The organism is Acinetobacter sp. 243_ASPC (assembly GCF_001054715.1).
Taxonomy (GTDB): domain Bacteria; phylum Pseudomonadota; class Gammaproteobacteria; order Pseudomonadales; family Moraxellaceae; genus Acinetobacter; species Acinetobacter soli.
Window position 1 is genome coordinate 34,118 of sequence record NZ_JVOR01000111.1, and the last position, 19,412, is coordinate 53,529.

Consider the following 19,412-nt stretch of genomic DNA (forward strand, 5'->3'; position numbering starts at 1 on the left):
GTTCAACACCTGACCTCTCCACACTAACACCGATGATGCAACAATACTTTAAGGTGAAGATGGAACATCAACATGCGCTGTTGTTTTATCGCATGGGTGACTTTTATGAACTCTTTTTTGAAGATGCGCGTAAAGCTGCAAAACTGCTCGGCATTACCCTGACCCATCGTGGAAAAAGCAACGGCGAACCGATTCCAATGGCGGGTGTGCCCTACCATGCTGCTGAAGGCTACTTGGCGCGGTTGGTTAAAGCTGGCCAAACGGTGGCAATCTGCGAACAAGTTGGTGAAGTCACAGGTAAAGGCCCGGTTGAACGAAAAGTAGTTCGTATCATCACACCAGGAACCATTACCGACGACGCATTGCTCGGAAGTTATCAATCTTCAAATCTGGTCTCGGTTTGCATTCATCAAAATAAGATCGGGTTGGCTCTGCTGGACTTAAGTGCAGGGATTTTTAAGGTACAAGAACACGCGTTTCAAGCTGAACAACTGGCCATTGAGCTTGCTCGCTTGATGCCAAGTGAAATTGTAGTTGATGAGGATTTGGTCGATCAAAACATCCTTGAACAAATTAAAAAGCAAATTGAATGCCCAATCACCAAACGTCCAAATGTTGATTTCAATTTAAATAACGCCGAAAAAACCCTGTGCGATCAACTCGCTGTTGGCACGCTCGCTGGATTTGGACTCGATCATTTACCACTTGCAAAAGCATCAGCAGCAGCGCTGATTCATTATGCCAAAGAAACACAAAAAACGGCGTTGCCTCATATTCGTTCGATCCAGCTCGAACAAAGCACCGACTTTATTGCGCTAGATCCCATTACTCGCCGTAACCTAGAAATTGTCGATCCGTTGTTTGAACATGGGACATCACTTTTTCAGCTTATCAATGACTGTCAAACCGCAATGGGCGGACGTCTACTCAGCCGCACGCTCATGCAACCCATTCGTGATACTGCTATTCTTGATGCACGGCTCGACGCCATTCAACATCTGCTTCATGGCTATCATGAAACACCACTTCGACTGGTGCTTAAAGAAATTGGAGACATTGAACGCGTCCTTAGCCGTGTCGCGCTAGGCAGTGCCCGCCCTCGCGATTTGGTACAGTTACGCCAAGCCTGTGGTCAAATTCCTTTTCTAAGACATGCTTTACAGCCAGTTTTTCAACAACAAAAATCGGCATTGTTGCATGATCTTGACCAACAGTTAGGTGATTTCAAAGCACTGCATCAATTACTTAATGCCGCGATTGTAGAAAATCCGCCAGTCTTGTTGCGTGATGGAAATGTCATTGCAGAAGGTTACGACACAGAACTCGATGAGTTGCGTCAAATTCGAGATCATGCTGGACAATTCCTGATTGATCTTGAAATTAAAGAACGTGACTTGAGCGGTATACCTACCCTTAAAATTGGCTACAATCGGGTGAGTGGTTACTACATTGAATTGACACGAGCGCAAGCAGAGCAAGCGCCAAGTCATTATATCCGTCGTCAGACTTTAAAAAATGCAGAGCGCTACATCACGCCTGAGCTAAAAAGTTTTGAAGATAAAGTGCTATCGAGTGAATCGCGTGCGCTGGCACGAGAAAAACTTTTATTCGAACAACTCCTAGAAACACTGCGTCAAAACATTGCCAATTTACAGATGATGAGTGCCGCAATTGCGCAAATCGATGTGTTAAGCAACTTTGCCCATCAGGCACGTTTACTGAATTGGAACCGCCCAAGTTTTGGGCCAGAAACCGGCATTAAAATTACGGCTGGTCGCCATCCGGTGGTGGAAGCACTCAATAAGAGTCCATACACCCCTAACGATACCTTTTTAGATACGCAGCATCGCATGGCGATTATTACTGGCCCCAATATGGGCGGTAAATCCACATTTATGCGTCAGACAGCGTTGATTAGTTTACTGGCCTACTGTGGTAGTTTCGTGCCAGCACAGACTGCAAAACTTGGCCCAATTGATCGTATTTTTACCCGAATTGGTTCAGCCGATGACTTATCGACAGGTAAATCTACTTTTATGGTCGAAATGACCGAAACCTCGCAAATTTTGCATCATGCCACCCATCAATCTTTGGTACTCATGGATGAAGTTGGGCGTGGTACCAGTACCTATGATGGCTTATCCTTGGCTTGGGCATGTGTGCTCGATCTAACCAAACGCATTAAATGTTTATGTTTATTTGCAACGCATTACTTTGAACTCACCGAGCTAGGCCATGAACATGGTATTGATAACTATCATGTAACAGCAAAGGAAATTAATGGAAATCTGATTTTACTGCATAAGGTTCAACACGGCCCAGCGAGTCAAAGTCATGGTCTACAAGTTGCAAAACTGGCGGGTATTCCTGCAAGTGTAATTAAAGAAGCACAAAAGCGCCTTAAAATTTTAGAAAAACAGCAGCTTGATCACGCACAAACAGCAGTTCAAACTGATTTATTTGCTGCGGTTGAACATACTCTGGCCGATGAACAGATGATCGAGGTTAAAAAACCATCTCCTGTGCTCGAACATCTTCAGCAGCTCGATGTGGATAGCTTAACACCTCGACAGGCTTTAGAAGCTCTCTATCATTTGAAAGAACAGTTAGATCACTCATCGTTATAATGTGAGCCAATCAGGGTGTCTGCTATGGATGCCCTTTTTTATCTCAGCTTGTAAAATGAGCCTATACAAATGTTAAAAAACGTGAGTGTATAAGCTCACAACCATACAAGTACGTCTTAATCTGTTATAGTTATTTTGGCAATCAATTATAAAAGCGGCAACAATTCTAAAAATCATTAAGGTGAGACTATGCCAGCAATTCAGCTACTATACGTGAGCAAAACCAATAGTGAACATCATCAAATCAAAAATGACCTGATGGAAATTTTAACTGAGGCTGTTCAATACAATTCACGCAATGGTATTACGGGTGTGCTGTATTATGGTAATGGTTATTTTGTGCAGTGCCTTGAAGGCGAAGAAAAGACGGTACATGATATTTTCTATACCAAAATTATCAAAGATCCACGTCATCAAAACTGTGAAATTTTAGCGTCGAAATATATCGATCATTCACTATTTCAACGCTGGAGCATGAAATTTGCGCCGATTAATAAAAAAATGAAGGCCTTTTTTGAACAGCACCATATTGATGAGTTTAATCCTTACCTTTTAACGCACCACACCACAGAACCCTTCATTCAGTTATTATCTGAAGAACTTCATCAGGATATCCAGCATTATCCACAGCATGGCTATTCAGATTAAGTTTGCTATAGGTAACTCTAAACTGAGGCTAAAAAAACAAATCAGGATAAACAACTGACCGACAAAGCTTGATTAAGAATCGATATCATTTAAATACTTGTTTTTACAAATATAAATAGGAGTACAGCTAATAAAAAGTGTGCAACAAAACAAGCAATAAAAGATTATAAATCAGTTATTTAAATCCATTTCACGGATTTAAATAACAAATATCAATAAAAGGAATTGTTCGATTGCTAGTTTTTTGCCTAAAATAGGCAAGTTTTAATGAAAACCATATTTTTAGGTAGCTGTCGCCATGACCTTTGTTGTCACTGAAAACTGTATTAAATGTAAATATCAAGATTGCGTAGAAGTCTGCCCAGTTGACTGTTTCTATGAAGGTCCAAACTTTCTTGTCATCAATCCAGATGAGTGTATCGACTGTGCGCTTTGCGAGCCAGAATGTCCTGCAAACGCTATTTTCTCTGAAGATGAATTACCTGAAGGTCAGGAAGTCTTTATTGAACTTAATGCAGAATTAGCACAAAAATGGCCAAACATTACCCAAATTGGTGATCAGCCTGCAGATCGCGAAGAATGGAATGGCAAAGCAGATAAGCTTCAATATCTAGAGAAGTAATCAATTAAGGATCAGCACTGTCTGGTCCTTTTTTATACCTCAAATCAACATTTGATTGCAAAAATTTCATAATTCTAAGACCATTTTAGATTAAAATAGCGACTTTAAAATAAGTTGTTGATTTTGTTATGTCTAAGGTTTTGAAAGGTTTGTTTGCATTCAGCCTGATTCCGGTCATGATGGTTGGTTGTACCACAACCTCTCAAAAAAAAGCGACAATTCATGACATTCCTCGTGGTCATCGTATACACATTCCTCAAGAAACAATTTCAATTGAACGCCCTGTTCGTCCTAAAATAACCCCAAGTTCATACTTATACTGGCTCGAAAACCCGACAAATCGTGCGCAAGTTCAAGATTATCAGGCGTTTTTAACTCGCAACGATGTTGCCAATATTGTGCCAAATTACGAATTACTCCGTACAGCACGTGACTGGCAAAAATGCGGTCGCTCAGAATATGCCGTACCTAATCGTGAATTATGGAATAACGCCCTTCCTACACTTCGTGTCTTGAAATATCTGGTGGCTGCCAAAATTTTGACAGACTTTGAAGTCACATCGGTTTACCGCGATTTACCACTTAATCAGTGTGCAGGTGGCGCAAATTCCTCTCGCCATCTATTCAATTCAGCAATTGATTTTAGAATTGGGCCGGAAATTCCTCAGCCGCAAGATTATGCTTTTATCGAAAATACCAAATTTAAACTCTGTCAATTTTGGTCACAACACGGGCAAAGCTTGAATATGGGGCTAGGCTTGTACAGTACTGGACAAATTCATATCGATACGCAAGGCTATCGTACATGGGGGCCTGATCATAGCAGAAACAGTTCGATGTGCAATTTTTAATTGATTGATACGAGTAGCACCCAATAGAGATCGATTTGATCTCTTTTTTTATTTTATTTTTTGATTTCCTTGCCAAATCTCATAGAATTGTCAGGTTTTTAAATACACTTCCCTCTCTTAGGACTAAAGGTATACTTGCAATGCAACAGCAGTGGAACGACATTGATCACTATATTGAATCAAAATTAATTCCAGAAGATGCAAATCTTAAATTTGCCCTGAACAATACCTCAGCTCAGGGTTTTCCAGATCACTTGGCTGTTGCTCCCAATCAAGGCATGTTATTGCAAATGCTCATTCAGATGAATAAATGCAAACGCGTTTTGGAACTTGGCACATTTGCAGCGTATAGTACTTTATGGTTGGCACGGGTGCTTCCAGAAGACGGTTATCTCATGACTATTGAAGGGCGAGATAATCACGCTGCGCTGGCACAGCAAAATATTGATCAGGCGAATCTAGCCGTACCAATTGAGTTAAAGGTGGGCCGTGCAGCAGAAATTTTAGCGGCAATAGACGCCAGCACTTTCGAACCTTTCGATTTTATTTTTATAGATGCAGATAAACAAAGTTATCCTGAATATTTAGAATTAAGCCTCAATTTGTCGCATTCTGGTACAGTCATTGTTTTAGACAATGTGATTCGCGCTGGCTCACTTATCGATGCCGAAAACCAGCGTCCAAGTATCGAAGGTATCCGCTCTACTTTTGAACTCATGCAGAATCATCCGCGACTTTTGTCGTCTACAGCGCTTCAAACTGTGGGTTCGAAAGGACATGATGGTTTTGCAATCGCGATTGTTAAATAGCGATCAAAAAACAGACTTGAATATTTTTAATATTCAAATCAAACACTTAAATACAATATTTATGTTTTTCCATATAGTTATCCACAACATTTGCGGATAACTATTGTTACATTATTTGGCAACCAGCAACGGCACACTTGCATTTCTGAAAATTGAAGTGGCAATACTTCCCAAAAAGAACTGATGTAATTTACTGTGACTAAATGCACCCAGTACAATCATCTGAATACCAAGCTCTTGCTGATACTCAAGAATATTTTCAGCCACATCGCCATAACGATACACGGTTACCACACCAAGACCTGCTGTTCGAAGGTACTCTTCGGGGTCTTTGAGTACTTCGGGATGATCCCCTACATACAATAAATGGCATTGTAAAGATTTGAGTAAATCACTTTGGGAGATTCGTTGCATGATATTTAAGCATGTTGGTGAATACTCGTAGGCAAAGATAAACCGAGTCGGAATTTTAAAGTTCTCACCCACCGTCATTACGGTACAGTTCGCTCCACGAATAAAATTCTCTACATTACTTCCTATAGGCTTATTTTTTTCAGCGGCACGCTCACCGACTTTACCAATCACGACAAAGTCTGTTTCTCTGAGCACACTAAAACTTTGCTCTAGGAAATCACCTTTCTCCTGAATCTTTGTACTTTCCAACCCATACTTATCTAGAATCATTTCCGAGATATGTTTGAGTAGGTTATTACTATAATCGATTGCTAATTCACTTTGTTTTTGTTCAAGCTCTGCAAGCTCTTTAAGCAACATCGCGTTACTTTCAAATCCAATGACGCCACTAATTTCACCTAAATGGTAGCTTGCAGGATAATAATCTAATACTTGTAAAAGCACCAATTCCCGTTTGGTTTCTCTTGCTACCCACGCAGCTGCTTCTGCAATTGCATTGATGCAAGGTGAAGAATCAATACATGCGATTACGCGACTCATACTTGCCTCTCTTCTTTAAGGTCTTTGTGCCTAGAGATTTTTTGACATGTTTTTAACTTATCATATTTATTTCAGAATAGGATTTATTTCAGTTATTTTTTTAGATGTCTAGAATATATAATCCTTTTAATATTACTTTAAGCCCATCAAGGTATGTTTGTGATAAGATTCACATAATTTAACTAAAATATAGAAAAGCTATCAAAAATAAGAATTTAAGCAGAATTTACAATCATAAAATAGCCGACATTTTTAATTTATTTATTGAGATTTATCACTTTTTTCATTAAAAAGGTTATGCAAATTATTCTTATGCTAAATAAAAAAGAGGGTTATCATGTTTTCATTATTTACCGGGAAACTTAGCAGTGTTTTAACAACTGTATTTCAAGGACTGACTCAAGCTGTGGGCAAAATTGTTGATGCTGTTGTAACAGCAGCTGAAACAATTACTGATGTTGTGGTCGACTCAGTCGTTACACCTGTGGTTGACGTTTTAGACCATGTTCCTGTTTTAGGTGATGTTGTAGGTTCAGTCACTGGCCTTGTTACATCTACAACTGATAATTTATTCGATACACTTCATAATACCGCTGCAAACATTACTTCTGGCGATCTTGCTGAAACTGTTGGCGATCTTGTCACAGACACCACTGGTTTAGTAACTAACTTAGTGACTGACACAGCTTCTACACTTGATTCAATTTCAACAACATTGGTCGATGCGGCTCAAGACATTCCTGTAGTCGGTGAAGTGGTTGAATCTGTTTCTAATCTTGTGACTTCAACTTTAGAAAATGTTTCTACAACTGCTGAAAATCTGTATGGCAACCTTGTTGAAGGTGATTTACTGGGTGCTGTAACCGATTTACTTTCTGATACAACGTCTGTAGCGGGTAATCTGGTAACTGACGTATCTACAACTGTAGGTGATGTTCTTGACAGCACTGACGTTGTTACAAACTACGTGACTCAAGTGCCTGTACTTGGCGGTGTAATTGCGGGTGTTCTAGATTCTGTAGACAACGTTGTAGATACCGTTGGTGACGTGGGCCAGTATGTTGCTGACGTTGATCCAGTTCAATTGGTCAGCGATCTTCTTAATGCACCAGCGGAAACACTAGGCACAGTTGTTGTTGATGTTGCGGGTGTTGTTGCCGATCTTGCTGACGACCTTAACCCATTGGTTGCTTCTACTGCTTCAACACCAGTATTGGGTGCAGTAGTTGAAACTGTAACTGATGCAGTAGATTTAGTTTCAGGTACAGTTGCATCTGTAGGCACAGGCTTACAAGGCTTTAATGCACTTGACGAATTGATTAACAGCACTCTTTCTCCTGTTTAATAACTTAAATTTTACATGAGAAAAAAAGGCCCTAGTTCATAGGGTCTTTTTTATTGTCGTAATCGAATAAATCGAGCAGGATTTCCTGCAACAACATGCTGCGAGTCGATATTTTTAGTCACGATACTGTTCATACCTACAACTGCATGCGCACCAATTGTCACGCCATCTTTCACCCCTACATGCGCTCCAAGCCAGACATCCTTTTCAATACGAATGCCCTGTGATCTTACTGGCTGTTGATAAATGGGTTGATCAAAACTCATACCATGATCAAAGGCATATAAATGACAATACGCCGCAAGACGCACTTGATCACCCAAGGTAATGCCGACTCGTCCACCATCTAATATGCAATGATGGTTAATGGCAACTTCAGATCCAATATGCAATGGACCATGCAATACACAATCGGCTGCAATAAAACTGTTATCGCCGATGATAATTTTTCGGCCCGGCTCGGCAAAAATATGTGCAAGTGGCGATATAAAGCAGTTTTGACCAATTTCAACCGTTTCCATATCCATCAGATAAGCCTGATAGTCACGTTGCCATTCATCTGCCCATTCCCGATGTTTGGGTTTTAAAGTCCAGTACAGCCATGGCATGTAATTCAAACGATGTTTGTGCTGCTCTCGATATTTGAGTAAAGGATCATTGTTCATCTTGCGGTTGTATTCTCTTTAATTTTTCTCGCCCCCGAGTGACATGATTAATCTTGAGCGATAATGGCTCAATCTGATCAATTTCGACATCAGCCTCTACGATTACACCCTCAGCTGTAAAGTTGCTGGTATACACGATTTGATGTTGTTTTAGTTCATATTCAAGAATCGACCATTCATTGAAATGGCAACTAAAGTGAATAGATTCTTTATGGATAATCGGTTTTTTCTCTGCACGTGACAGGCATTGCCCCGCACAGCCACCATAAGCACGCACCAGCCCACCTGTACCGAGCTTGATGCCACCAAACCAACGGTTGACGATTACCAGAATATTCGTCAGCTGATTTCCTTCAATTGTCGCCAGAATCGGACGACCTGCTGTACCGGAAGGTTCTCCGTCATCATTAAAACGTAATTGATTACCGATCTTCCATGCCCAGCATTGATGTGCCGTCGAGTGATCGTAATATTGATCCAAATATGTTTTGATCTGATGCTCGGTCTCTACAGGAATAGCGATTGCCTGGAAGCGACTTTTTTTTATTTCCTCTTCATATGAAACAACTTCGCTAATCGTAAACGCCATATTACCCATCACACACTGTACAAGACCGAAATTATACGCAATTTCTAGATATAATTTCGATAGAAAAAAGCCCCGATCAGTGTCGAGGCTTTTTTACTTAACGCTCTCGCAGCGCTTCTTTCGCTTTGTTAAATGGTTTTAACAAGTAGTCCATAATGGTTTTTTGTCCGGTTTTGATATCAACCGTGGCCACCATACCTGGCGTAATTCCAAATGCCTTACCAGATTTATTGTAAAGTTTATCGGAATCGGTACGAATATAAACACGATAGTAAAACTGATCCTGCTTGACTTCATCACGAATCGTATCTGGTGAAATAAACGTCACCTTGCCTTGCATACCACCATAAATCGAATAGTCATAAGCGGTAATTTTAACCAATGCTTCTTGCCCCGGACGAATAAAAGCGATATCACGCGGTAAGATACGCGCTTCAATCAATAATTTTTCATCCAATGGTACAATGGTCATTAGTTTACCGTTTTGAGGGATGACACCGCCCAAAGTGGTCACTGAAATTTCTTTGACTACACCGCGAACCGGTGCTTTAAATACGGTACGAGATAAAGTATCGGTACGCCCTTTAATCACCTGTTGCTGGGTTTGAACATCGGTATTCGATTTTGAAAGCTCTTCACGTGCCTTTACATAATAACTGCTACGCGCATCATTGATTTTATTTTGTAAATCATTTGCTTCACGCTTTAAACGCAGCACCTCAACCTCACTGGCTGCACCTTTAGCCACTAATGGCTCGGTCATCACCAGTTCTTGTTGAACTAAACGCAAGGCTTGTTGCAAACCCGAAACCGTTTCTTCTAAATTCGAACGACGCGAGTTATAAAGTGCAGTTTCCTCTTGTACCAGTTTTGGCTCCTTTAGCACCTGCTCAGGAAAAGATAACGGTGTTCCATTCACCTCAGCACGCAAACGTGCCGAAGTGGCTTGAGCGGCAACCAAAAGTGATTGCGACTCGCCAACATTGGATTCAAAACGTGTTGGATCTAGGAGTGCAAGTATCTGACCTTTCTCAACAATATCGCCTTCTTTGACATCCAACTTCGTCAAGATACCACCGTCTAGAGATTGAATGACTTGCTCTTTCGATGACGGAATAACTTTTCCTGTCCCCGTTGATACTTCTTCAAGCTTAAACAACCACGCCCAGACAATTAAAATCAGTAAGGCAATACCCACAATCCAGATGACAAAGCTGGCACGAGGTAAAGGTGGCTCTTTATATGAAACATTTAATGAGCGGGATTTTGTTTGTTGTTGATCGCTCATGATTTAATCCCCTGTGCTGGCGCAACTGCTTTAGCCTGAGTTGATTGATTTAAGATTTGATCACGTGGACCATCCATCACGATCTTGCCGTCGTTAATCACAATAATTCGGTCAACAAGTTCAAGTACTGCTCTACGGTGAGTTGCCACCACCAATGTACGATGCGACAACCATACTTTTAGATGATCGATGAGTTGTTTTTCTGACACATCATCAATGGCAGCCGTTGGCTCGTCGAGTAGTAAAATGTTGGGTTGACGAATGAGCAAACGTGAAAGTAACAATGCCTGACGCTGACCACCCGAAAAACCAATTCCACCCTCTAAGATAAGATGATCGAGACCTTCTTTTTTCTCTTCTACAAAGGCCAAAGCACCTGTTACACGTAATGCCTTGATGATATCTTCATCGTTGGCCAAAGGAGCACCTAGCGTTAAGTTTTCACGTATCGTGCCATAAAACAAGTTGGCATTTTGGTTTAAAAGCCCCATATCACGACGTACATCTGCCGGATCAATCATTGAAAGTTCAAGATCATCCAACGTAATTTTTCCATTGACCGGAAATTGCATACCAGACAAAAGCTGTAGCAAGGTCGATTTACCTGCGCCATTACGGCCTAAAATGGCAACTTTTTCACCTGCCTTAATTTTTAGTCTTGAAATCGTAAGGTTCGGTTTATTGTCTTCTGGATCATACTGAAACACCACGTTGCTCAACTCGTAATCGCCATGAATCACTGGCTTATGCACCAAATGAGCACGATCTGGCTGATCTACGGATTTTTTCATGAGTTCATCAAGGCTGCTTTTGGCTACTTTGGCTTGCTGTAAACGACCTAAAACCCCTGTAATATTCGAAATAGGCCCCAGCATACGCGAAGATAGAATCGAACACGCAACTAGCGCACCTGTGGTCATATCACCATCCATGACGGCAAAACAACCTACCAAAATCACCAAGGCGTAAGTCAACCCTTGTAACTTTTGTGTCCAAGCAGATAGCACACCTACAATTTTACGCTGCTGCATACTGTAATCTGCAGACAGTTCGTTCATGTGGTTCCACTGATTTTGAAAGCGCGATTCTGCACGGAGCAGTTTGATATCTTCAATGCCTTGTACGGCTTCAACCAAAATAGCATTACGAATCGCAGATTCTCGCATACCTTCTTTAGCCAGTTTAGCGAGCTGCTTTTGTGCCAAAATACCCGGCAAAATCATGAGCGGCACAATAACCACAACCACCCAAAATACATGACCGCCAATGATCCACATGATCACCAAAAACAGAATAAAAAATGGTAAATCAGCAATCGCTGTAATGGTCGTCGATGTCACTAGCTCTCGAACACCTTCTAATTCACGAATTTGCGAAATAAAGGTGCCTGTCGATTTGGAGCGTTCATTATTTTTAATACGCAGTGCATGACCAAATACACGATCAGAAATTTTAAGATCTGCACGCTTTCCAATAATATCCGACAAGTAGATACGACTGACGCGTAAAATAAACTCAAAGATTGCAGCAATAAACACACCGCCAGCCAGCACCCAAAGTGTTGGGATCGACTGGGAAGGCACGACGCGATCGTACACCTGCATCGAAAATACAACCGTTGCAAGCGCCAAAATATTTGCAATTAAGGATGCAAACATAATGTCGATATAGCGCTTCCAGTCTTTGAGTACAATGGACCAGAACCAGCTCGCCTCATAAGGTTTAATGTATTCATCAACACGCGCATCGGCAATCGATGCTTCTGGTCGTAATATATAGATATTTTTGACCAGTCCTTTTAGGCTTTCTATTGCAAAACTTTGTGATAAACCATGATCACCACTAAGCTGAATGCTCACATTACCCTGCGCATCCGCTTTATCAATTACACCAATCTGGCCATCTTTAAACTCGGCAATCACGGGTAAACGCCATGGATTGATCAAGTCTAAATCAAACTTGGCAACACGTAAGCTCAACCCCATTTGTCTGCACATCAACGACAACACTTCTTCAGGATTGTGGTTCTGATTCCAATCGAGTTGTAACCGAATACGTTCTTCAGAAGATTCAATTCGATAATGACGTGCAATGGTCAGGACAGCCTGCAACCATGGTTGATATTGAAATGTTTTTGTCATGGTTGCACCTCAAAGCCCTGGATTGAAATATTATTGAGGCCGTAGGCATCTCGTGTTTTTCCAGTGGTCGAAATATATTGAACAAGACTTGAATAAATGTCGTAACGTGCATTCTCAAGCTCGTTGGCAGACGAGTGAATCGCTTGTTCAGCATTTAATAGGTCAAGCGCAGATCGTGTGCCGAGCTTGTATTGTTCTTGGTAAAGTTCTCGTGTTTTCACCGACGTAATTTGACGGGCGCGTAACACTTTAATTTGCTCTTGCTTATTTTCGATATTTTCACGTGTAATTTTGACATTATCCATGACATCTAAATAAACTGAATTGACTTTAGATTTTGCGGCTTCTTCGGCAAAGCCCGCAGAGCGAATTTGAGCTGAAATTGCGCCACCCTGATACAGTTTAGTGTTGGCCTCTAAAGCAACCGAACTGTAAAATCCGTCATCTTTGTTGTTATTTGGATTGGTGCCATTGACTGCCTGACTCACCGAACCGACCAAAGAAAGCGTAGGATAACGGCTTAAATCTGTTCTTTTTTTATCTGCCTTGGCCACTTCCACTTCGGCCTGCGCGGCCAACATATTTGGAATCACATTAAAATCAGGTTCTTTATATAAATCAGAGACTTCAACTAGATTTTCTGGAATCGTCCATGATTTTCCCATCGAGTCAAAACCAAGTAAAACAGTCAGTCGTTGCTGATTTTGACGCAATAACGAACGCTGCGCGATCAGCGCCGATTGAGCCGATTCAACATAAGAGCGTGCCTGAACTGGATCTGCCTGACTACTGATCCCCGCTTGCGCTCTTAATTCGGTAATTCCCAAGATGCGCTGTAAACCTTTTACTTGCTGCTCTGCAATTGCTACCAGTTTTTTATAGCGTTCAATATTGACGATAGTAGCAGCTGTTTCGGTTGCAATTGAATCAATACTGACTAACACATTGGCTTGTTGTAGCTGCAAACGTGCTTCTTGCGAGGTCACATTGGATTTAACCTGACCAAAGTCATAAAGCAATTGTGAAGCACTAATCGTAAACATTTGACGACCGCGCTGTTCAGACGATGCCAGATTACCACCAGTCGAAATACCACCACTGATTTGTGGATAATACTGCGATTTTGCTACATCAATATTTGAGTTTTGCGCCGCCATCGTTGAAATGGCCTGACCAATTGAAGGATTTCGCTTTACGGCAATCTGGACTGCATCGACCAAATTAATTTCACTGAGCCTCGACTCGACCGGACCGGTGTTTGCATCAGGTGCGACCGCGCCATAGGTCACTTGCGGCAATCCCTGCACAATAATCGGATCTAACTTTACAGTTTGAAACTTTTGTATTTGAACTGTCTTGTAGTCATCGTTTGGTTTAGATTTAAATAACCCGCTGATCTTGTCTTTTAAATGAAAACCAGATGTATCGGAAGGCGCTGCGAATACCGAAGAGGTCACTATCGATATCGAACTGCATAGCAGTAAGACTCTCAATGTTGTGACCTTTTTCCCCGCTTCACTCATATGAGAAATTGATATTGGTCGATGCATAGTAAATATTTTTATGGTTAAACGGCAGTAAAATTTTCACATATTTTTATCACAAAAAATTGCATTATGCTAAATAAATCACATGTTTTAGATACATTTTTTCTTATTATGAAAAAATCCAGTAGCACTGTGTAACGATTCTGTCATTACTCAGTTCTACTGGATTGAATGAAACCGATTAATCTAGTTCATACGCAAAAATTAAACCGTAAAGTCATCACCTAAGTAAACTTTACGTACTTGCTCATTTTCTAGAATTTCTTGTGGTGTACCCTCGGCAATGACCGCGCCCTCACTAACAATATATGCATGTTCACAAATAGCCAGTGTTTCACGTACGTTATGATCCGTAATCAACACACCAATGCCTCGATCTTTTAAGTTACGAATAATATCTTTGATGTCTCCAACAGAAATTGGATCAACACCTGCAAACGGTTCATCGAGGAGCATAAATTTTGGATCGGCTGCTAAGGCACGCGCGATCTCGGCACGGCGACGTTCACCACCCGACACACTCATGCCCAAAGAATCTTTGATGTGGGTAATCTTAAAATCATTTAACAGCTCTTGAAGTCGTTGCTGACGCTGTTGTTTATTCAAATCTTTGCGTGTTTCCAAAATTGCCATAATATTTTCAGAAATGGTCAGCTTTCTAAAAATTGAAGCTTCTTGTGGCAAATACCCAATCCCTTTACGCGCGCGCTCATGCATTGCAAGATCTGACAGGTCAAGATCATCAAGATGGATTTCACCTTTATCCATGCGAACCAAGCCCACCACCATATAGAAACTTGTGGTCTTACCGGCACCGTTTGGCCCCAATAAACCGACAATTTGTCCGCTTTCCATCGTAAAGGACACATCCTTAACCACCCAGCGTTTACTGTAATTCTTAGCAAGGTGCTTGATACACAAAGTTTGTGGTTTATCCAAAGCTTGCTCCATTAGTCACGTGCCCCCGGGAAACTTTTAGAGGCAGATGGTGGAATCACTAACTGCACACGATTCGAGCCTGAACCTTGGGCCTCGATATCACCTTTGTTCATGCTGTAGCGAAGCGTATTACCACGGACACTGGCACCATCCTGATTCAGATAGGCATTACCTGTTAAAGTAATAATGCCGGTTTCAGCGTTATAGACAATCTTTTGTGCTTCGCCACGCGCAATTCCTTTTTGAGCACTGATCTGCTGTTGAAATTTTGCTGGGCGACCTGTTGCATTTACAGTTTGTAGCTGACGCTGTGAATTTAGCTGACCCACAATCGAATCTGCCTGTAGCTTCATAGTGCCCTGTTCAATCATCACATTGCCCGTATAGGTCGTGACACCTGTTTTTTCGTTATAAGTAGCTCGATCTGCAACCAATGAAATAGGCTGATTACGATCTGATGGTAAAGCAAATACGCTACTACAAGAGATTCCCAATATGGCAACAGACACACCTTTTTTAAGGAAAGCTGAAGAGCAAAAAAAGTTAAGAATTTGGCGCATACTTTCCTCGAATATTAAAAAACTCGTACTGACCCGTGTTTAAATTTGCTTTTAATCCATTGCTGATAAAAGACGATTGCGGTGAGTCAACATTCACTTGATGTGAGGTCTCAATCAGTTTTGTATCTGGATAAGTGGTTAACTCATCGGTTTTAAATTCAATTTTACCTTGGTCAGATAACTTTGTGGCGACAACCTGATCTGACAGCACCACTTTTGCATTGTCATTGTAGCCGTGTGCATATTTTGAAAAAAAGGTGGAGTCGACGCTACCGTTTTTGTAGGTCGAAGCATTCAGATTTTCAAGTTTTGAGGTCTGGTTTTGCATGTTCTGCTCTAACCGATCCACTTTGGCACGAATGTACAGATGACCCTGGTCGTCGGTTTGAGTGAGATAAACACCTTCCGCAGAATAAGTCATATTTCTTGCCGAATCGACATCCAGTTTTTTTGCTTTGCCACTGTAATAGTAATAGCCACCACTTACAGACGCGATGACAACAGCAGCAATATAAAGCGCTTTAGTATCCATGAACGGTGTGTCTGACCTGTATCACTCTATAAGAATATTAATGGGGTACACTGAGATATTTTGCAAGAAGTTCTTCGTAAACTCCTTTTGCATTCAGTAACATATCACAAACTTCACGTACTGCACCACGCCCGCCCATCGCCTGAGTAACCAAATGCGCACGACGTCTTACCTCGACGTGACCATTGGGCACGGTCACACACATCCCTGCAATGGAAAAAGCCGACAAATCAGGCCAGTCGTCACCCATGTATAAACAATCTTCCGGTAACAATTCAAACTGCGCACATGCTTCTTTGAGTGCAACACCCTTATCTTCACGTCCTTGAAAAACCAGATCAACACCAAGATCAGACATGCGTTTTTCAACAATATGACTTTTACGACCAGTAATAATGATCACCTTTAAGCCTGCCTGCTGGACTAATTTCATGCCCAGACCATCACGGATATCAAAGGATTTAATTTCATCGCCTGTATTGGTGAGCGTAACAAAACCGTCGCTTAAAATACCATCTACATCGAGCACCAATGCTTGAATATGTCGTGCTTGCTCAAGTAATGCAAAAGACGCCATGTTTAATTTACCCCTGCTTGAATCAGGTCATGCATGCTGATAACCCCAATGACTTTATTTTGATCATCGACCACCACAAATTGACTGATTTTTCGTTCATTTAACTGCTGTAATGCTTCAACTGCTCTTGCTTCTTGTGAAATTGTAGCCGGATGTGTAATCATCACATCTTGAACAGGCAAATTCACATCAAAGCCTTGTTGTTTATCAATTAAACGGCGCAAATCGCCGTCAGTAAAGATGCCCATTAAGCGATTCTGCTCATCTACAACGGTTGTGAGCCCCAAGCGCTTATTGGAAATTTCGTAAAGCACCTGATTCATTGGCGTGTTGGGTGACACTTTTGGAAGCTCATCTGCAGTGTGCATTAAGTGCTTTACATGCAACAGCAAACGCTTGCCTAATGCACCAGCCGGATGCGAACGTGCAAAATCATCTGCGGTAAAACCGCGCGCTTCAAGTAATGCAACAGCGAGCGCATCGCCAAGTACCAGTGTTGCCGTAGTGCTTGAGGTCGGTGCTAAACCTAGCGGACATGCCTCATCCGATTCGCCTAAAGTCAAAGCAACATCGGCATTTTGCGGCATTGGTCCTTTATCATCACGACTCATGGTAATCAACGGCACTTCAAGATGCTTAATAAGTGGCATCAGCATCATGATTTCGTCACTTTTACCTGAATTCGAAATCGCAATCAGCACATCGCCACGTACCAGCATTCCTAAATCACCATGCCCCGCTTCACCTGGATGCATAAAAAATGATGGCGTTCCTGTTGAGGCAAATGTTGCTGCCATTTTACGACCAATATGTCCCGACTTTCCCATCCCCGTAATTACAACACGGCCTTTACACTGCAAGATAATTTCACAGGCCTGATTGAATCGCGTATCGATTTGTTTGGCCAATACATCAAGTGCATGCTGTTCAATAGCGATCGTTTCGAATGCGATTTTTTTAAAATCGGTGGTCATGGTCATAAAAATAGCTCGAATAACTTCAACTTAAGTGCAAATTGCAGCTTAGTCTTTGACGCAAAAAATTTGCGTTATTCTAACATAGCTCTGATCAAGACACGTTTTTAAATGTACAAGTTTTCACAAGCTTAGAAATTTGAGTGATAAAACTTTGTTAAAAATCTTGCTTACGTTATGATGTAACACTGTTTTTGGTGAGTTTTGAAGACCTTTATGCAACCATTTGTTTTATACAACTCAGAGCAACGTAAGAAAGTTGAATTTGTTCCGCGCAGACCTGGTCAGATTGACATGTATGTCTGTGGTATGACGGTCTATGATTATTGTCATATTGGGCATGCTCGAGTAATGGTTGCATTTGACTACATTATCCGTTTTTTACGTAGTCAGGGCTGGAACGTTCGTTATATCCGCAACATCACCGATATTGATGACAAAATCATCAAGCGTGCGAATGAAAATAATGAATCAATTCAAGAATTAACTGCCCGTTTCATCGACGCAATGAATCAAGATGCAGCGCAACTGGGCTGTGCCGAGCCGGATGAGTCACCAAAAGCGACCGAATATATCGATCAAATGCAGGCCATGATCAGTACTTTGGTCGATAAAGGTACGGCATATCCAGCAACAAATGGTGACGTATATTTTGAAGTGAACAAGTTTGAAAAATACGGACGTTTGTCTGGTCGTAAGCTTGAAGACATGCAAGCGGGTGCTAGTGAACGCGTCGATGTGGAAGTCGAGAAAAAACATCCCTTTGACTTTGTACTTTGGAAACATGCCAAAGAAAATGAGCCTTCTTGGGCTTCACCATGGGGCAACGGTCGTCCAGGCTGGCATATCGAGTGTTCCGCAATGTCGACATGCTGCCTAGGCAATCACTTCGATATTCACGGCGGCGGCTCGGACTTAACATTTCCGCACCATGAAAATGAGATTGCGCAAAGTGAGGCTTCAACCGGCGAGCAGTATGTCAATTACTGGATGCATGTTGGCTTTATCAATGTTGACGGCGAAAAGATGTCTAAGTCTTTGGGTAACTTCTTTACCATTCGCGATGTTATGGATAAGTTTCACCCTGAAGTGATTCGCTACTTTATTGTGTCATCACACTATCGTAGCCCAGTCAATTTTTCAGATACCGCACTCAAAGAGGCGAAAACTGCATTAAGTCGTTTTTATCATGCATTTAAAGCTTATGAACAAGTGTTTGGTCAAACCAAGACCTCTTATTTAGAGCAAACATATTTAGAGCGCTTCAATACGGCTATGCGCGATGATTTCAACACGCCTGAAGCTATGGCCGTATTGTTTGAATTGATTCGTGAGCTAAATCGTGCGGTCAAGGAAGAGCAATCTGATCTGGCAAAAACACTTTACTCAACGCTTCGTGCTTTGACCGATATTTTAGGATTGGTACAGCATCATGTAGATGATTTCTTAAAATCTACCATTGGACACGAAGATTCTGGACTCTCCGATAGCGAAATTGAAACACTGATTCAACAACGAGCGGATGCAAAAAAAGCCAAAGATTTTGCTGGTGCAGATGCAATTCGTAAGTCTCTACTTGATAGTGGAATCGTTTTAGAAGATACACGCCAAGGAACTGTATGGCGACGTGCTGATTAATTCAGCAATTCCTCTTTTGATGTATTGACAGTCAAGACAAACTGTATATAATGCACCACACATTGCGGGAATAGCTCAGTTGGTAGAGCACAACCTTGCCAAGGTT

18 protein-coding genes are annotated in these 19,412 nt (G+C 41.5%); 7 read left to right on the forward strand and 11 right to left on the reverse strand.

Annotation, left to right across the window (positions count from 1 at the left end):
- Window positions 1-32: 32 nt before the first annotated feature.
- The 5 genes from mutS to ADA42_RS15340 all read left to right on the forward strand — a co-directional run bounded on the left by mutS (window position 33) and on the right by ADA42_RS15340 (window position 5,557).
- Window positions 33-2,627, forward strand: coding sequence for a DNA mismatch repair protein MutS (gene mutS / locus ADA42_RS15320; RefSeq protein WP_048766070.1), 2,595 nt, complete (start codon window positions 33-35; stop codon window positions 2,625-2,627).
- A 189-nt stretch (window positions 2,628-2,816) separates the two neighbouring features.
- Entirely contained in the window at window positions 2,817-3,275 is a 459-nt protein-coding gene (locus ADA42_RS15325) for a BLUF domain-containing protein (RefSeq protein ID WP_004938066.1), read from the forward strand.
- A gap of 298 nt (window positions 3,276-3,573) precedes the next feature.
- Window positions 3,574-3,897, forward strand: a complete 324-nt coding sequence (gene fdxA, locus ADA42_RS15330; protein ID WP_004938070.1) for a ferredoxin FdxA — start codon at window positions 3,574-3,576, stop codon at window positions 3,895-3,897.
- Between the two features lie 128 nt (window positions 3,898-4,025).
- Window positions 4,026-4,748, forward strand: coding sequence for a D-Ala-D-Ala carboxypeptidase family metallohydrolase (locus tag ADA42_RS15335; protein WP_025094707.1), 723 nt, complete (start codon window positions 4,026-4,028; stop codon window positions 4,746-4,748).
- A gap of 140 nt (window positions 4,749-4,888) precedes the next feature.
- Complete coding sequence (locus tag ADA42_RS15340; RefSeq protein ID WP_048766072.1) at window positions 4,889-5,557, forward strand: O-methyltransferase; 669 nt, start codon at window positions 4,889-4,891, stop codon at window positions 5,555-5,557.
- A 111-nt stretch (window positions 5,558-5,668) separates the two neighbouring features.
- Here ADA42_RS15340 and ADA42_RS15345 read toward each other — a convergent pair whose 3' ends face one another.
- Entirely contained in the window at window positions 5,669-6,511 is an 843-nt protein-coding gene (locus ADA42_RS15345) for a universal stress protein (RefSeq protein ID WP_048766073.1), read from the reverse strand.
- A 337-nt stretch (window positions 6,512-6,848) separates the two neighbouring features.
- On the opposite strand from ADA42_RS15345, the gene ADA42_RS15350 reads away from it, so the two are divergent.
- Window positions 6,849-7,856, forward strand: coding sequence for a hypothetical protein (locus ADA42_RS15350; protein WP_004938084.1), 1,008 nt, complete (start codon window positions 6,849-6,851; stop codon window positions 7,854-7,856).
- Between the two features lie 50 nt (window positions 7,857-7,906).
- On the opposite strand, the gene ADA42_RS15355 is transcribed toward ADA42_RS15350, so the two are convergent.
- The 10 genes from ADA42_RS15355 to ADA42_RS15400 form a co-directional block, all read right to left on the reverse strand.
- Window positions 7,907-8,521: an acyltransferase gene (locus tag ADA42_RS15355; RefSeq protein ID WP_048766075.1), complete on the reverse strand. Its 615-nt coding sequence runs from the start codon at window positions 8,519-8,521 to the stop codon at window positions 7,907-7,909.
- Window positions 8,511-9,110, reverse strand: a complete 600-nt coding sequence (locus tag ADA42_RS15360) for an IMPACT family protein (protein WP_048766086.1) — start codon at window positions 9,108-9,110, stop codon at window positions 8,511-8,513. Before ADA42_RS15360 ends, ADA42_RS15355 begins: the two co-directional genes overlap by 11 nt.
- Window positions 9,111-9,207: 97 nt before the next feature.
- On the reverse strand, window positions 9,208-10,398 hold the full coding sequence (locus ADA42_RS15365) for an HlyD family efflux transporter periplasmic adaptor subunit (protein WP_004938097.1): 1,191 nt from the start codon (window positions 10,396-10,398) through the stop codon (window positions 9,208-9,210).
- Window positions 10,395-12,539 (reverse strand): type I secretion system permease/ATPase, encoded by a 2,145-nt coding sequence (locus ADA42_RS15370; RefSeq protein WP_025094711.1) that lies wholly within the window; start codon window positions 12,537-12,539, stop codon window positions 10,395-10,397. Before ADA42_RS15370 ends, ADA42_RS15365 begins: the two co-directional genes overlap by 4 nt.
- A complete protein-coding gene (locus ADA42_RS15375) occupies window positions 12,536-14,062 on the reverse strand; it encodes a TolC family outer membrane protein (RefSeq protein ID WP_048766077.1) in 1,527 nt (508 codons plus the stop codon). The genes ADA42_RS15370 and ADA42_RS15375 overlap by 4 nt, the downstream gene beginning before the upstream one ends.
- 228 nt (window positions 14,063-14,290) lie before the next feature.
- Complete coding sequence (lptB, locus tag ADA42_RS15380; protein ID WP_004938103.1) at window positions 14,291-15,037, reverse strand: LPS export ABC transporter ATP-binding protein; 747 nt, start codon at window positions 15,035-15,037, stop codon at window positions 14,291-14,293.
- Window positions 15,037-15,585, reverse strand: a complete 549-nt coding sequence (gene lptA / locus ADA42_RS15385; RefSeq protein ID WP_048766078.1) for a lipopolysaccharide transport periplasmic protein LptA — start codon at window positions 15,583-15,585, stop codon at window positions 15,037-15,039. The genes lptB and lptA overlap by 1 nt, the downstream gene beginning before the upstream one ends.
- Entirely contained in the window at window positions 15,569-16,117 is a 549-nt protein-coding gene (lptC, locus tag ADA42_RS15390) for an LPS export ABC transporter periplasmic protein LptC (RefSeq protein ID WP_004947779.1), read from the reverse strand. The genes lptA and lptC overlap by 17 nt, the downstream gene beginning before the upstream one ends.
- A gap of 37 nt (window positions 16,118-16,154) precedes the next feature.
- Window positions 16,155-16,694, reverse strand: a complete 540-nt coding sequence (locus tag ADA42_RS15395; RefSeq protein ID WP_004938117.1) for a KdsC family phosphatase — start codon at window positions 16,692-16,694, stop codon at window positions 16,155-16,157.
- 2 nt (window positions 16,695-16,696) lie between these two features.
- On the reverse strand, window positions 16,697-17,674 hold the full coding sequence (locus tag ADA42_RS15400) for a KpsF/GutQ family sugar-phosphate isomerase (protein WP_048766080.1): 978 nt from the start codon (window positions 17,672-17,674) through the stop codon (window positions 16,697-16,699).
- A gap of 210 nt (window positions 17,675-17,884) precedes the next feature.
- Between ADA42_RS15400 and cysS the strand changes: the two genes are divergently transcribed.
- Window positions 17,885-19,306, forward strand: coding sequence for a cysteine--tRNA ligase (gene cysS / locus ADA42_RS15405; RefSeq protein WP_048766082.1), 1,422 nt, complete (start codon window positions 17,885-17,887; stop codon window positions 19,304-19,306).
- The last annotated feature ends 106 nt before the right edge of the window (window positions 19,307-19,412 follow it).

Bases quoted from the DNA above. Each gene is read 5' to 3' on its own strand.
- mutS (WP_048766070.1), top strand. From the start codon at position 33: ATGATGCAACAATACTTTAAGGTGAAGATGGAACATCAACATGCGCTG.
- ADA42_RS15325 (WP_004938066.1), top strand. From the start codon at position 2,817: ATGCCAGCAATTCAGCTACTATACGTGAGCAAAACCAATAGTGAACAT.
- fdxA (WP_004938070.1), top strand. From the start codon at position 3,574: ATGACCTTTGTTGTCACTGAAAACTGTATTAAATGTAAATATCAAGAT.
- ADA42_RS15335 (WP_025094707.1), top strand. From the start codon at position 4,026: ATGTCTAAGGTTTTGAAAGGTTTGTTTGCATTCAGCCTGATTCCGGTC.
- ADA42_RS15340 (WP_048766072.1), top strand. From the start codon at position 4,889: ATGCAACAGCAGTGGAACGACATTGATCACTATATTGAATCAAAATTA.
- ADA42_RS15345 (WP_048766073.1), bottom strand. From the start codon at position 6,511: ATGAGTCGCGTAATCGCATGTATTGATTCTTCACCTTGCATCAATGCA.
- ADA42_RS15350 (WP_004938084.1), top strand. From the start codon at position 6,849: ATGTTTTCATTATTTACCGGGAAACTTAGCAGTGTTTTAACAACTGTA.
- ADA42_RS15355 (WP_048766075.1), bottom strand. From the start codon at position 8,521: ATGAACAATGATCCTTTACTCAAATATCGAGAGCAGCACAAACATCGT.
- ADA42_RS15360 (WP_048766086.1), bottom strand. From the start codon at position 9,110: ATGGCGTTTACGATTAGCGAAGTTGTTTCATATGAAGAGGAAATAAAA.
- ADA42_RS15365 (WP_004938097.1), bottom strand. From the start codon at position 10,398: ATGAGCGATCAACAACAAACAAAATCCCGCTCATTAAATGTTTCATAT.
- ADA42_RS15370 (WP_025094711.1), bottom strand. From the start codon at position 12,539: ATGACAAAAACATTTCAATATCAACCATGGTTGCAGGCTGTCCTGACC.
- ADA42_RS15375 (WP_048766077.1), bottom strand. From the start codon at position 14,062: ATGAGTGAAGCGGGGAAAAAGGTCACAACATTGAGAGTCTTACTGCTA.
- lptB (WP_004938103.1), bottom strand. From the start codon at position 15,037: ATGGAGCAAGCTTTGGATAAACCACAAACTTTGTGTATCAAGCACCTT.
- lptA (WP_048766078.1), bottom strand. From the start codon at position 15,585: ATGCGCCAAATTCTTAACTTTTTTTGCTCTTCAGCTTTCCTTAAAAAA.
- lptC (WP_004947779.1), bottom strand. From the start codon at position 16,117: ATGGATACTAAAGCGCTTTATATTGCTGCTGTTGTCATCGCGTCTGTA.
- ADA42_RS15395 (WP_004938117.1), bottom strand. From the start codon at position 16,694: ATGGCGTCTTTTGCATTACTTGAGCAAGCACGACATATTCAAGCATTG.
- ADA42_RS15400 (WP_048766080.1), bottom strand. From the start codon at position 17,674: ATGACCATGACCACCGATTTTAAAAAAATCGCATTCGAAACGATCGCT.
- cysS (WP_048766082.1), top strand. From the start codon at position 17,885: ATGCAACCATTTGTTTTATACAACTCAGAGCAACGTAAGAAAGTTGAA.